Genomic DNA, 13,353 nt, shown 5'->3' with positions numbered 1-13,353 from the left:
CCTGCCTACTCCTGTTCCCCGGACGACACCTGCTCGCGGCTCGGCCGGGGCGAGCTGTAGAAGGCCTCGATCGCGGCCAGTCCCTCCTCGGCCGTCTCGACGAAGCGCACCAGCGCCCGGTCGGCCTCGGCGATCGTGCCCTCGGCGACCAGAAAATCGAAGTCGAGCACCCGCCGCCAGTAGTCGCCCCCGAACAGCAGCACCGGCAGGGGATCCATCTTGCCGCACTGGATCAGGGTCAGGGCGTCGAACAGCTCGTCCAGCGTGCCGAAGCCGCCGGGAAAGATCGCCACGGCCCCGGCGCGCATCAGGAAGTGCATCTTGCGCAGTGCGAAGTAGTGGAACTGGAAGCAGAGCGCCGGCGTGACGTAGGGGTTCGGCTCCTGCTCGCGCGGCAGCACGATGTTGAGGCCGATGCTCTCGGCGCCGGCATCGTGGGCGCCGCGGTTGGCCGCCTCCATGATGCCGCCGCCGCCGCCGGTGATGACCATGAAGCGCTGGCCGTCGGGCAGTTCGCCGCGCTCGGAGATCAGGCGGCCGAAGCGTCGCGCGACCTCGTACCAGTGGGACTTCTCCGCGAGCCGGCGCTGGATCGCCGCCTGCGCGGCATGCTTCGGGCTGTCGGGATGCTGGCGGCCGAGGGCCGCCCAGGCCTCGAGGCTGGCCTGCGCGCTCTCCGGGTCGGGAATCCGGGCGCTGCCGAAGACCACTACCGTCGAGATCACGCCGTGCTGCTGCAGTAGCAGCTCGGGCTTCATCAGCTCCAGCTGCAGGCGCACCGGCCGCAGCTCGTCCTGCAGCAGGAAGGCCTGGTCGGCGAAGGCCAGGCGGTAGCTCGGCGAGCGGGTCTGCGGCGTCGGCTCGCAGCGCTCGGATTCGCGCACCCCCTCCTCGGCGGAGGGATAGGGGCCTTTCCGGTGGTCCGGCGTCATGGTCTCTCCTTCATGGCGGCCGCCCTTGCGCCAGGTCGTGTCGCGGCGGCCGCTTCTGTTCTAGGGTAGCGGCCGGGTCAAGGGGGCAGAAGGGGAACCGGCGATGGCGGAAACCGGCGCGGTGCAGCTGTGCTTCCACGGCGCGGCGGGGGTGGTCACGGGCTCCTGCTACCGACTGGTGCGCGACGGCGTCTCCTTCCTGGTCGATTGCGGCCTGTTCCAGGGCAACAAGACCCTGCGGGAGCTCAACTACCGCGACTTCCCCTTCGATCCGGCGACGCTCGACTTCGTGGTGCTGACCCACGCCCACATCGACCACAGCGGCCTGCTGCCCAAGCTGGTGCGCCAGGGCTTCCGCGGCCCGATCCTGGCGACCGAGGCGACGCGCGACCTGCTGAGCTTCATGCTGCCCGACAGCGGCTACATCCAGGAGAGCGAGGTCGCCCGGCTCAACGAGCGCAACCGGCGGCGCGGCCGGCGCCCGGTCGAGCCGATCTACCGCAAGTCCGACGCCGAGCGCACGGTGCGCCGCATCGTCGGACGGCCGTTCGACCAGTGGTTCTCGCCCGCGGCGGGGATCAGGGCGCGCTTCTGGAACGCCGGCCATATCCTCGGCGCCGCTTCGGTCGAGCTCGAGATCGCCGGCGCCGGGCGCGGCGAAGCGCTGCTGCGCCTGCTGTTCTCCGGCGACATCGGCCCGCAGGAGAAGGCCTTCCACGACCGGCCGGAGGCGCCGCGCGGGCTCGACTACCTCGTTGTCGAAGGCACCTACGGCGACCGCGAGCGCGAGGACCTGAGCGTCGAGGCGCGTCGCGAGCTGCTGTGCGAGGAGATCACCACCGCGCTCGGGGCCGGCGGCAACCTCCTGATCCCCGGCTTTCGCGGTCGAGCGGACCCAGGAGCTGCTCCACGACATCGCCCTGCTGATGGCCGGTGGGCGCCTGCCGCCGGCCCGGGTGTTCCTGGATTCGCCGCTGGCGATCAAGGCGACGGAGGTCTTCGAGGCCTATGCCGGGGACCTCGTCGACCTGCGGCCCGGCGCGACGCCCTTCCGCGGCCCCGGCTTCGCCTTCACGCCGCGGCCCGACCAGAGCCAGCGGCTGTCGCGGATCACCGAGGGCGCGATCATCGTCGCGGCGAGCGGCATGTGCGACGCCGGGCGCATCCGCCACCACCTGAAGAGCAACCTCTGGCGCCGCAACGCGACCGTGCTGTTCGTCGGCTACCAGGCGCCGGGGACGCTCGGCAACATCCTGCTCGGCGGCGCCAGGAAGGTACGCATTCACGGCGAGGAGATCGCGGTGCAGGCGCGCATCCGGCGGATCGACGCCTACTCGGCCCACGCCGACCAGCGCGAGCTGCTCGAGTGGGTGGCCGCGCGTCTGCCGGTCGCACAGGCGATCTTCCTGACCCACGGCGAGCAGGCGGCGCTGCGCGCGCTCAAGCACCGCCTGGTCGAGACGGGCCTGGACAGCCGCAAGGTGATCGTCCCGCGGCTCGACGAGCGAGTCGAGCTGGTCGCCTCCGGACGCGTGCGGCTGCGCCCCGACCAGGCGCGCGCCGCACCGCGCGCGACCGAGGCGCTGGACTGGCACAACGACTACGCGGACCTGCTGCTGACCCTTGGCGACCGCCTGCAGGCGCTGCCGGACGACGCCGCCCGCGAGGCGCTGCTGCACGACCTGAAGCGCCGCACCGCGGCCGGCTGAGCTTGCCTCAGGGCGCGAGGAGGCGGATCGGCGCACCGGCGCGCCAGGCGGCGATGGCCTCGACGCTCTGGCGGTAGAACAGCTCGAGGGTGCGGCGCGTGGCATAGCCCAGGTGTGGGCTCGCCAGCAGCCGTCCCTCGTCGATCAGCCGGCGCGCGCGCAAGGGGTGGTCGGGGGGCAGCGGCTCCTGGTCGTAGACGTCGAGCGCGGCGCCGCCAAGCCGGCCGGACTCGAGCGCGGCGAGCAGGGCCGGCGTATCGACGATCGGGCCGCGCGAGGTGTTGACCAGGGCGGCGTCGGGCTTCATCGCCGACAGCTCGGCGGCGCCGAGCAGGCCGCGGGTGCGCGCCGACAGCTGCAGATGGATCGAGACCAGGTCGGCCTCGGCGACCAGGTCCGTGAGGGTGGCGGTCCGCTGGACGCCAAGCTCCGCGCAGCGCGCCTCCGTCAGGTTCTGCGACCAGGCGGCGACGGTTATGCCGAACCCCTGGGCCAGGCGCGCGACCTGGCCGCCGATGCGGCCGAGCCCGAGCAGTCCGAGCCGCAGCCCCTCGAGGTCGCGGCCGAGCCCGACCTGCCAGCCGCCGTCGCGCAGCGACAGCGCCTCGGGCAGCAGGCGGCGCGACAGCGCCAGCATCAGCAGCAGGGTCAGCTCGGCGGTCGGCGTCGCCCGCGATTCGGTGCCGCAGACCGGAATGCCGCGCGCGCTCGCCGCCGCGACGTCGATGGCGGCGTTGCGCGGCCCGCTGGTGACGATCAGCTGCAGCTTCGGCAGCGCCTCGATGAGGCTTCCCGGGAAGGGCGTGCGCTCGCGCATCAGGCAGAGGACCTCGAAGCGCGCCAGCCGCTCGGCCAGCGCGGCAGGCTGCTCGAGCGTGTCGCGGAAGACGGCGATCTCCTCGGCGCCGAGGCTCTGCCAGTCCGCCAGCCCGAGGGCGACGCCCTGGTAGTCGTCCAGGATCGCGATGCGCATCCCCGCCTCAGAGACCCGAGGCCAGGAAGCCGCCGTCGACGGCGATGTCGGCGCCGGTGACGAAGCCTGCGGCGTCGGAGGCCAGGTAGACCGCGGCGCCGGCCAGCTCCTCGACCTCGCCGAAGCGGCGCAGGGGCGTGCGCGCGAGCGCCAGCTCCTTGCGCGCCGGGCTCATGCGCTCGCGATTCATGTCGGTCATGAAGAAGCCGGGCGAGATGGCGTTGACCCGGATGCCCTCGGCGGCCCACTCGGCGGCCAGGCCCTGGGTCAGGCCGGCGATGCCGTGCTTGCTGACGCCGTAGACGACCGCGCCCGCCCAGCCGCGGTGGGCGGACAGCGAGGCGATGTTGATGATCGCGCCGCCGCGCCGGCCCTCCCGCCCGCCGCTCTCGGCGTCCTGGGCGAGGAAGCGGCGGCGCGCCGCTTGGCAGGCGAAGAACACGCTCTTGAGGTTGGTGTCCAGGACCGCGTCGTAGTCCTCGGCCGTGAACTCGGCGGCCGGCTTGATGATGTTGATGCCCTGGCAGTTGATCAGCAGGTCGAGCCGGCCGGCGTCCGCGGCCACGCGTTCGAACAGCGGGTCGAAGCCGGCCGGGTCGTTGGCGTCGGCGAGCAGTCCGCTGGCCTCCATGCCGGCCCCGCGCAGCCGCGCCACGACGCCGTCCAGCTTGGCGGCGTCGCGGCCCGACAGGCAGAGGCGGGCGCCGGCCTTCCCGAGTCCTTCGGCGAGCGCGCGGCCGATGCCGCCGGAGCCGCCGAGGATCAAAACGACCTGGCCGGCGAGATCGAATGGCTGTGGCATGCGGAAGACTCCCCTGAGCGATGACGGCCTCGCGCCGGAGTGCCTGCGAGGCTTCTTGTATCTGCCATACTAGCTACGCTACCTACTGCGAGTACACCGCCCGGGCAGGGCGAGCGGAAGCGCGAGGGCGGAGCATGCTGAAGCGGACCAAGTCCCTGACGGAACAGGCGGCCGACGAGATCCGTACGCGCATCGTGCGCGGCGACTTCCAGCTCGGAGCCCCACTGTCGGAGAACACCCTCGCCAGCGAGCTCGGCGTCAGCAAAACGCCGATCCGCGAGGCGCTTCTGCAGCTCAAGATGGAAGGCCTGGTGTCGATCCAGCCGCAGCGCGGCAGCTTCGTCTTCGACATGACCTCGCAGCAGGTCGTCGAGCTCGGGGAGCTGCGCGACACCCTCGAGGTCGCCGCCCTGCGGCTCGCCGCCCGGCGCAGCGGCCGGCAGCTGGTCGGGGTGCTGGCGGCCATCGGTGTCGAGATGGATCGGGCGGTCGCGGACGAGGACGGGCTGCGCTACCGGACGCTCGACGCCGACTTCCACCAGGCCTTCTTCGACCACTGCGGCAACAGCTTCTTCGCCAGCTGCTACCAGGGCTTCGCCTTCCGCGTCCAGGCGCTGCGCGCGCGCCTCTCGAACAAGCCGGGCCTCAACGAGCGCTCGCTCGGCGAGCACCACCGGCTGATAGAGCTGCTGGCGCGCGACGAGGTCGAGGCGGCGGAAGAGCTGCTGTCGCGCCACGTCCACGCGACGGTCGCGCAGTACGTCGCCAGCCAGGACCGCACCGGCGACGAAACGGCGGCCTGAACGCCCTTAGCCGCGGCCGAGGGCGGCCGCCTGGCGCGCCGCCTCGGTGATGCGCCCGTAGTCGCCGGCCGCGAGCCACTCCGGGCGGATCATCCAGGAGCCGCCGACCGCAACCACGTTGTCCAGCGCGAGATAGTCCGCCAGATTGCCGGGCCCGACGCCGCCGGTCGGCACGAAGGCGAGGTCGGGCAGGGGCGCCGCCAGCGCCTTCAGCGTCGCTGCGCCGCCGTAGGGCCCGGCCGGGAAGAACTTGACGACGCGGAAGCCCGCCTCGGCCAGGGTCATGGCCTCGGAGGGCGTGGCGCAGCCGGGCAGGAAGGGCACCGGGCTGCTGGGGGCGGCCTCGATCAGGGCGGCCGTGCAGCCGGGGGAGACCAGGAAGCGCGCGCCCGCCGCGAGCGCGGCCTCGAAGTCCGCCGGGCGGCGCAGGGTGCCGGCGCCGACCACGACCTCGGGCAGCTCGCCGGCGATGCGACGGATCGCCTCCAGCGCGGCCTCGCTGCGCAGCGTGACCTCGACGAAGACCAGGCCGGCGCTGGCCAGCGCGCGCGCCAGCGGCACGGCCTGGCCGGCTTCGGTGACGGTGACCACGGGGACGATCCCCGGCCGGCGCCAGGCCTCGGTCGCGGCCGCCCCGGGATCGAGGAAGGCGCCGCTCACGAGCGTTCCTCGCTCTCGGCCAGCGAGGCCATCTGCCGCTCGACCTCGGCGCGCCGCGGGATCGGTGGCACCGCGCCGTAGCCGCGCGTCGAGAGGGCCGCGGCGACGGTCGCGTAGCGCGCCGCGGCGAAGGGGTCGCCGCCGCGCCTGAGCTCGGCCAGGAAGCAGCCGTCGAAGCAGTCGCCGGCGCCGGTCGCGTCGAGCGCCTCGACTTGCGGCGCCGGCACGCGCTGCCGGCGCTCCGGCGTCGCGATCAGGGCCCCCTCCCTGCCCAGGGTCAGTACGACCATGCCAGCGCCCAGCGACAGGTAGCGGTCGACGATCGCGTCGGGCTCCTCCAGGCCGGTCAGCAGGCGGGCGTCCTCGAGCCCGGGCAGCAGGATGTCGGCCAGCGCCGCGGTCGCCTGGACGATCGCCCGGGCGCGCGGCAGCGGCCAGAGCTTGAGCCGTAGGTTGGTGTCGTAGGAGATCAGGGCGCCGGCCGCGCGCGCCTGCTCGAAGGCCGCGAAGACCAGGTCGCAGGCGCCGGTCGAGATGGCCTGGCTGATCCCCGAGGCGTGGACCAGGGCGCTGTCGGCCAGCGCCGCCGCCGCCGGCGTTCCCGCCGCCACGGCGGCTGGCGTCAGGCGGCTGGCCGCCGAGCCCTGTCGCCAATAGGAGAAGCGGTGGCCCTCCTCGCCGTGGTCGATCAGGTAGAGCCCGGTCGAGGCCTCCGGGTCGCTCGACACCAGCGCGGCATCGACGCCCTCTTCGGCCCACAGGCCGCGCAGAGACTCGCCGACGCTGTCGGCGCCGAGCGCGCTCAGCATCGCGGTGCGGGCGCCCTGGCGGGCCGCGGCGACGGCGACGTTCGAGACGTCGCCGCCGTGGCCGAGCTGCAGGCCGCCCCGGGTCGCGTTGAGCTCGCCCAGCGGCTCGCCGATGCACAGCAGGTCGAAGGTCATGGCTTCCCTTTGCAACAGCGCAGCCGGCTTGTCCATGGCCGGCTCTCGGCGCCGCCCGGGTGCCCCGCGGGTCGCCGCAGTTGCGGGGCCGGGCAGGCCTGCATCATTGCGGTGTTGTGGCTCCGCCGCCTTGCCCTATTCTGCTCTCCGTCTTCCAAGCGCGCGGGAGCGCTGCCATGAGGCGATCGCCGGCGGCCGGCCGGAGCGAGGAGCCGGACTTCCTGAACAGCTGCGAGCCGCGGCTCGCTTGGCTGTACCGCTACTGGGATGAGCGCCGGCGGGGCCGCATCGGGCCGCGGCGGGCGGACATCGACCCGGTCGACTTCCCCGCGCTTCTCTCCTGCATCCTGCTGATCGACGTGCGCCACGATCCGCTGGACTTCGTCTACCGGGTTGTCGGCACCGAGGAGGTCCGGCGGCGGCGGCAGGACCCGACGGGGCAGCGGATCTCGACCCACTACTACGGACCGAACCGCGAGGACGCCGTGGGCTGCTACACCGCGGTCTGCGAGAGCCGCCGGCCGCTCTACGACCCGCGTCCCTATCGCACGGAGTTCGGCGGCTACAGCGACGAGGAGACGCTGTTCCTGCCGCTCTCCGAGGACGGCCGGCGGGTCAGCCAGGTGCTGGTCCTCGCCTGCCGTGCGGACTAGGACCAGACTGATTCGGACCACTGGGGGAGGGACGCGTGCTCGATCAGATCTTCGTCGTCGCGGGCATCACCGTGCTGGTCATGGTCAGCCCCGGCCCGGACATGGTCATCGTCCTGCGCAACACCCTGCTCGGCGGGCGCGTGGCCGGCCTCAAGACCTCGGCGGGCGTGCTCGCCGGCAACCTCGTCCACATCGCCTACTGCGCGGTCGGCGTCGGCTGGCTAATCTCCCAGAGCATCCTCGCCTTCGCGGCGCTGAAATACGCGGGCGCCGCCTACTTGATCTACCTGGGCGTCAGGAGCCTACTCGCGGCCGGCGGCGACGCGCCCCTGGAGGAGACGCCGAAGCCGGCCGTGGCCGGGCGAACCTGGTTCGTCCAGGGCTTCCTCAACAATATCCTCAACCCCAAGGGAACGCTGTTCTACCTGGGCGTCTTCACGCTGGTGATCACGCCCCAGACCTCGGCGCCGACGGTGCTGCTGCTGGTCGCGATCATGATGGCGATCAGCGCGACTTTCTGGCTCGGCTTCGTCTGCACGCTCGATCTCGGCATCGTCAGGACGACGCTGCTGCGCTGCCGAAGCGCGGTCGAGCGCCTGTTCGGCGGCCTGCTGATCTTCCTCGGCCTGCGCGTCGCCGTGATGGAGCGCTGACCGCCGGGCGAAGCCCCCGTAGGAGCGAGCCCGGGCCGGGGCGGCCGGAGCCCTTCCGGCCCGGGTTCCCATGCTTCCGGGCGGTGGATACCATCGCCGCCGCGAGGGGAGCGGTCAGGGAAGGCACGGGAAAGATGCGCGAGGCGGCCCAGGAGCGGGGAAAGTCGCGCAAGGGCAGCCTGCGCCGCTCCGAGATCATCGAGATGGCGGCGCTCTGCTTCATGGAGCGCGGCTACCACGCGACCAGCATCGACGACGTCGCGCGCCGGCTCGGCTGCACCAAGGGCCGCATCTACTATTATTATGCGACGAAGACGGCGCTCTTCTTCGATGTCCACCGCGAAGGCATGGACCGGCTGTTCGCGGCCCTGGAGCCGGCCCTGCAGGCGCAAGGCGACGGCCTGCAGGTTCTGCAGGCTATGCTGGGCGCCCACGCCCGGGCGATGCTCGAGCACCACGCCTACGAGACCGTCGTCGCGCAGGGCGTGCAGGTTCATCGCTTCGACGCCACCACCCCCGACCAGCGGCAGGAGATGGCCGAGCTCATCGCGAGCCGGGACCGCTTCGAGAAGCATTTCAAGGATGCCGTCGCCGCGGGGATCGCCGACGGCTCTCTGCGCGCGGTCGACGTCTCGGTAACGGCGAAGGTGCTGCTCGGCGCCCTGCAGTGGTCGATCTTTTGGTACCGGCCGCGGCCCGGCGACGACGAGGCCTCGCGGGCCAGGCTGGCCGCGACCATGGTGGAACCCCTGATCGAAGGCCTGCGCCCTCGGGCGTAGATCGCCCCCGTTGACAGGCCCGGCGGCTCACCATTAAAAAACTACCCAGTAGTATTGTTTGGGCGAGTGAGGGACCGTCGATGGCGAAGACTCGATCCCCGGCGGATCGGCGATCATGAGGGTGCTGGTGACGGGCGCGGGGGGCTTCCTGGGCCGCCGTCTAAGCCGAGCGCTGGTCGCGGCCGGCAGCCTCGCCGGAAGTGATGGCCGGCGCCGGCCGATCGCCGAGCTCTGTCTCGCCGACCTCGCCGCCTTCGAGCCGCCGCCGGCCCCCGGCCTGGCGATCGAGACCTGCCTGGGCGACCTGGCGGAGCCGGCCTTCCTGGAGTCGCTGATCGAGAGGGGCTTCGACAGCCTCTTCCATCTCGCCTCCCAGCTGACGCTGCAGGCGGAGCGGGATCCGGCGCGCGCCTACATCGTCAACGTCGAGGCCCTGCGGCACCTGCTGGACGGGGCGCAGCACTGCCCCACGGTGGTCTTCGCCTCCTCGATCGCCGTCTTCGGCGGCGAGTTGCCGGAGACGGTGGGCGACGAGGTCGCGCCGGCGCCCACGACCACCTACGGCATCCACAAGGCGATCGACGAGCTGCTGATTGCCGAGTACTCCCGCCAGGGCTGGGTCGACGGCCGGTCGCTGCGTCTGCCGATCGTGTTGACGCGGCCCGGCACGCCGCAGCCGGCGGTCTCGGATCGCCTCGCCGGCATCCTGCGCGAGCCCTTCGCCGGCATCGACGTGAGCGCGCCCCTCGCCGCCGGAACGGCGGTGCCGGTCGCCTCGGCCGGGGCGGTCGTCGCGGCGCTGCTTCGGGTCCACGACCTGCCGGCCCACGAGCTGCCGGCCAGGCGCGCCTTCAACCTCCCGGGCCTGACCGTCACCGTCGCCGAGCTCGCCGAGGCGGCGGCGCGGCGCGGCGCGACCGGGAAGGTCACCTACGCGCCTGATCCCCAGATGCAGGCGATCGTCGATGGCTGGCCGAGCCGCTTCGTCTCGGACCGGGCGGCGCGGCTCGGCATCGCCGCCGATCCGGACGTCGATGCCCTGGTCTCCGACTACCTCGACCACCGGGAGGACTGAGGTGTCCGACGGCGAAGATTCGCGGCGCGCTCCGGCACGCGCGACGCAGGGCGGGGCCGCCATCTGCATCGTCGGGGCCGGCTCCTCGGGCGTGACGGTCGCCAAGGCGCTCAAGGAGCAGGGTCTCGCCTTCGACATCTTCGAGAAGGGCTCGAGCGTCGGCGGCATGTGGCGCTACGGCAACGACAACGGCCAGAGCTCCTGCTACGCCTCGCTGCACATCGACACTTCGCGTCCGAACCTCGGCTACAGCGACTTCCCCATCGACCCCTCGCTGCCCGATTTCCTGTCCCACGAGCAGTTCTGCGCCTATCTCGAGGCCTACGCCGAGCGCTTCGGCATCCGTGAGCGCGTCACCTTCCGCACCGAGGTGAGCGCGGTCGTGCCGGCCGGCGAGGGCTTCCGGGTCCGCCTCTCGACGGGCGAGGAGCGGCACTACCGGGCCGTGGTCGTCGCCAACGGCCACCTGTCCGACCCCAGGCTGCCGGACTTCCCGGGCACCTTCGACGGCCTGCAGATCCATTCGCACCACTACCGCACGGCGGAGCCCTTCCGGGACAAGCGGGTGCTGGTGGTCGGGATCGGCAACTCCGCGGTCGACATCGCCGTCGACCTCGCCCGCGGCGCCCGCCACGTCTTCCTCTCGACGCGCCGCAGCGCCTGGGTCATGCCGAAGTACCTGCTGGGACGCCCGGTCGACCAGGTCTCGGGCTTCATCGCCCGGAGGCTCCACCTGCCGACCACGACAACACGCCGGATCATGTCCTGGCTGGTGCGCCTGCTCGCCGGCGACCAGCGCCGCTTCGGGCTGCCGCGGCCGGCGCATCCGATGTGGCGCGAGCACGCGACGCTCAGCCAGGAGCTGCTGCCCTACGTCGGACACGGCTACATCACCGTGAAGCCGAACGTCGCCGAGCTGCGCGGCAAGCGCGTCGCCTTTGTCGACGGCAGCGAGGAGCCGCTCGACGCGATCGTCCACGCCACCGGCTACAACATCACCTTCCCCTTCCTGTCGCCGGAGGTCTTCGACCCCGATCGACAGGCCGGCCGCCTCTACCGCCGCATGCTCAGCCTCGAGCATCCGGGCCTGATCTTCGCCGGCCTGGTCCAGCCGATCGGCCCGACGATCCCGCTCGTCGAGATCCAGGGCCGCTGGATCGCCGGCGTCCTGTCCGGCGCTATCCGACTGCCCGACGACGAGGTCCGCCGGCAGGAGGTCGAGGCCCACCTCGAGAGGCAGCGCCGGACCTACCTCGACAGCGCGCGCTACCGGCTGGAGGTCGACTACCGGCACTATGCGCGCCAGATGAGTAACGACCTGCAGAAGGGCGTGGCGGGCCGCTGAGGCCGGCGCCGGGGAGGAAGCATGACCGAGGCACGCTGGAAGCACCGCCCCGAAGGCTCGAACTGGGGCGAGTTCGGCGCCGACGACCAACTCGGCCGGATGAACCTCGTCGATCGCGACAAGGTGCTTCAGGGGCTCGCCGAGGCCAAGGAGGGGCTGACCTTTTCGCTGTCGCTGCCGCTCGACTACCCGGGCGGCAGCGACCTCAACCCGCGCCGCAAGCCGCCGATCCTGCGGCCGACCCTGCGCGGCGACCGGGCCAACTTCAACGCCGTGCCCTCGGCCGCCGCGCCCGGCGAGGAGCCGACCGACGTCTTCTGCGACGACCTCGCGATCCTGCACCTGCAGTACTCGACCCAATGGGACGCGCTCTGCCACGTCGGCTCGCAGTTCGATGCCGACGGCGACGGGGTCGCCGAGCGCGTCTACTACAACGGCTTCCGCGCCGGACGGGAGATCGTCGGGCCGGACGACCCGGAGGACGCGGGGCTGCCGTCGCGGATGCCCGAGCGGAGCACCTCGCGGGCCGGCGCCCTGGGCATCGAGAACCTGGCGGCGCACGGCGTCCAGGGGCGCGCCGCGATGATCGACCTGCGCGCCCACCTGGGCGACGCGCGCACCCTGGTCGGCTACGACCGCCTGATGGGCATTCTCGAGGCCGACGGCGTCGAGGTCGAGCGGGGCGACATGGTCTGCCTGCACACCGGCTTCGCCGACATCGTCCTGGAGATGGCCCGCGAGCCCGACCCGGCACGGCTGCACGGGGCGGCCGCGGTGCTGAACGGCCGGGACGCGCGGCTCCTGAACTGGGTCACCGACTGCGGTCTCGCCGCGCTGATCGCGGACAACTACGCGGTCGAGGCCCTGCCGGCGGAGCCGGGCGCCGCCGCCCGCTGCTCGGGCCTGCCGCTGCACGAGCACTGCCTGTTCAAGACCGGCATTCCGCTCGGCGAGCTCTGGCACCTGACGCCGCTCGCCGACTGGCTGCGCGCCCGCGGCCGCTACCGCTTCCTGCTGACCGCGCCGCCGCTCAGGCTGCCCGGCGCGGTCGGCTCGCCGGTGTCGCCGGTGGCGACCGTCTGAGGGAGCGGGAGTCCTGCCGGCTAGATCGCCGCGCCGGCCCGCGAGACGGTGGCCACCAGCTGCACGAGCCGCGGTCCGAGTTCCTCCTCGAGCCGCTCCTTCGGCAGCAAATAGGCCGGCCCGCCGCAATTGAAGGCGAGCAGCGGCGAGCCGCTCTCGGGCGAGCGGTAGGGCGCCGCGACCGCGTGGACGTCGGACTGCCACTGGCCGAGGTTGGTGTAGAAGCCCTTGGTCCGGACCTGCTCGACGGCCTCCAGGATCTCGTCCTCCATGCGCGGCCAGCTCTCCTCGCCGACCCGCTCGCGGATCTTCTCGAGCAGCGGTCCACGCTCCTCCTCGCTGGCGCCGGCCAGGTAGGCGCGGCCCATGGCCGAGCGCGCGAGGGAGATGCGCGAGCCGACGTCGAGCTGGAGCGAGATCATGCCGCCCGAGCGCGCGCAGGCGACGTAGGTCATGCTGAGCTGGTCGCGGCTACCCAGCGCCACCAGCACGCCGGGGCCGGCCTTGTCGGCCATCTCCTGCATGTAGATGCGCGCCGTTTCCCGGATCTTCATGCCGCCCAGGCAGGCATAGCCCAGGCTGAGCACCGAGACGCCCATGCGGTAGCGCCCGGTCGCCTCGTCGTAGACCAGGTAGCCGAGCATGCTCAGGGTGTAGGTCAGGCGCGAGACGGTGGAGGTCGGCAGGCCGGTGCGCTGCGCGAGCTCCAGGTTGCCGAGGCCGGCGTCGGTCGGGCGGAAGGCACGCAGGATCTCCAGGCCCCGGTGCAGCGCCGAGACGAATTGGCGCTCGCTCTCGAGCGGCTTGCCGGGATCGCCGAGCGCCCCGCCCGGTCCCGCGTAGTTCGATCGCTTTCTCACCCTCGAAGATCCTCGTCTGGCGCGCTGTGATCCATGACCGCCCCCGGCGGCGCGGTCCCGGCAGATAAGCGGAAAGCGGTGC

Annotated in this window: 14 protein-coding genes and 1 pseudogene; 9 read left to right on the top strand and 6 right to left on the bottom strand. The window is 72.5% G+C overall.

Features of this window, described 5'->3' with window-relative positions:
- Positions 1–5: 5 nt before the first annotated feature.
- The gene (locus tag WD341_RS07260; RefSeq protein WP_368424770.1) at positions 6–932 is read right to left on the bottom strand and encodes an LOG family protein; all 927 of its coding nucleotides are present in this window, start codon (positions 930–932) and stop codon (positions 6–8) included.
- 103 nt (positions 933–1,035) lie between these two features.
- On the opposite strand from WD341_RS07260, the pseudogene WD341_RS07255 reads away from it, so the two are divergent.
- Positions 1,036–1,254 (top strand): annotated as a pseudogene (locus WD341_RS07255) (MBL fold metallo-hydrolase); the annotation flags it as partial.
- A gap of 604 nt (positions 1,255–1,858) precedes the next feature.
- Positions 1,859–2,641 (top strand): MBL fold metallo-hydrolase RNA specificity domain-containing protein, encoded by a 783-nt coding sequence (locus WD341_RS07250; RefSeq protein WP_368424769.1) that lies wholly within the window; start codon positions 1,859–1,861, stop codon positions 2,639–2,641.
- 7 nt (positions 2,642–2,648) lie between these two features.
- Here WD341_RS07250 and WD341_RS07245 read toward each other — a convergent pair whose 3' ends face one another.
- Both WD341_RS07245 and WD341_RS07240 read right to left on the bottom strand, forming a co-directional pair.
- On the bottom strand, positions 2,649–3,614 hold the full coding sequence (locus tag WD341_RS07245; RefSeq protein WP_368424768.1) for a D-2-hydroxyacid dehydrogenase family protein: 966 nt from the start codon (positions 3,612–3,614) through the stop codon (positions 2,649–2,651).
- Positions 3,615–3,621: 7 nt separating this feature from the next.
- Positions 3,622–4,416 (bottom strand): SDR family NAD(P)-dependent oxidoreductase, encoded by a 795-nt coding sequence (locus WD341_RS07240; RefSeq protein ID WP_368424767.1) that lies wholly within the window; start codon positions 4,414–4,416, stop codon positions 3,622–3,624.
- 134 nt (positions 4,417–4,550) lie between these two features.
- On the opposite strand from WD341_RS07240, the gene WD341_RS07235 reads away from it, so the two are divergent.
- Complete coding sequence (locus WD341_RS07235; RefSeq protein ID WP_368424766.1) at positions 4,551–5,219, top strand: GntR family transcriptional regulator; 669 nt, start codon at positions 4,551–4,553, stop codon at positions 5,217–5,219.
- 6 nt (positions 5,220–5,225) lie between these two features.
- On the opposite strand, the gene eda is transcribed toward WD341_RS07235, so the two are convergent.
- Together eda and WD341_RS07225 are read right to left on the bottom strand one after the other, a co-directional pair.
- Complete coding sequence (gene eda / locus WD341_RS07230) at positions 5,226–5,879, bottom strand: bifunctional 4-hydroxy-2-oxoglutarate aldolase/2-dehydro-3-deoxy-phosphogluconate aldolase (protein WP_368424765.1); 654 nt, start codon at positions 5,877–5,879, stop codon at positions 5,226–5,228.
- Positions 5,876–6,859, bottom strand: coding sequence for a sugar kinase (locus WD341_RS07225; RefSeq protein ID WP_368424764.1), 984 nt, complete (start codon positions 6,857–6,859; stop codon positions 5,876–5,878). Before WD341_RS07225 ends, eda begins: the two co-directional genes overlap by 4 nt.
- A gap of 140 nt (positions 6,860–6,999) precedes the next feature.
- Here WD341_RS07225 and WD341_RS07220 point away from each other — a divergent pair, with 140 nt between their 5' ends.
- From WD341_RS07220 to WD341_RS07195, 6 genes are all read left to right on the top strand, one after another.
- Positions 7,000–7,476: a PAS domain-containing protein gene (locus WD341_RS07220; protein WP_368424763.1), complete on the top strand. Its 477-nt coding sequence runs from the start codon at positions 7,000–7,002 to the stop codon at positions 7,474–7,476.
- A gap of 35 nt (positions 7,477–7,511) precedes the next feature.
- Positions 7,512–8,129 carry a LysE family translocator gene (locus tag WD341_RS07215; RefSeq protein ID WP_368424762.1) on the top strand — a complete coding sequence of 206 codons (618 nt, stop codon included), beginning with the start codon at positions 7,512–7,514 and terminating at the stop codon, positions 8,127–8,129.
- Between the two features lie 134 nt (positions 8,130–8,263).
- Complete coding sequence (locus WD341_RS07210) at positions 8,264–8,908, top strand: TetR/AcrR family transcriptional regulator (RefSeq protein ID WP_368424761.1); 645 nt, start codon at positions 8,264–8,266, stop codon at positions 8,906–8,908.
- A 115-nt stretch (positions 8,909–9,023) separates the two neighbouring features.
- Positions 9,024–9,983, top strand: a complete 960-nt coding sequence (locus WD341_RS07205) for an NAD-dependent epimerase/dehydratase family protein (protein ID WP_368424760.1) — start codon at positions 9,024–9,026, stop codon at positions 9,981–9,983.
- Between the two features lies 1 nt (position 9,984).
- The gene (locus WD341_RS07200; RefSeq protein WP_368424759.1) at positions 9,985–11,328 is read left to right on the top strand and encodes a flavin-containing monooxygenase; all 1,344 of its coding nucleotides are present in this window, start codon (positions 9,985–9,987) and stop codon (positions 11,326–11,328) included.
- A gap of 21 nt (positions 11,329–11,349) precedes the next feature.
- Positions 11,350–12,411, top strand: coding sequence for a cyclase family protein (locus WD341_RS07195; protein WP_368424758.1), 1,062 nt, complete (start codon positions 11,350–11,352; stop codon positions 12,409–12,411).
- Positions 12,412–12,431: 20 nt separating this feature from the next.
- Here the strand turns inward: WD341_RS07195 and WD341_RS07190 are convergent, their stop codons facing one another.
- Positions 12,432–13,271 (bottom strand): IclR family transcriptional regulator, encoded by an 840-nt coding sequence (locus WD341_RS07190; protein ID WP_368424757.1) that lies wholly within the window; start codon positions 13,269–13,271, stop codon positions 12,432–12,434.
- Between the last annotated feature and the right edge of the window lie 82 nt (positions 13,272–13,353).

The organism is Tistlia sp. (genome assembly GCF_040905785.1).
Taxonomy (GTDB): Bacteria; Pseudomonadota; Alphaproteobacteria; order Kiloniellales; family DSM-21159; genus Tistlia.
This window is presented reverse-complemented; position numbering and strand designations above follow the sequence as displayed.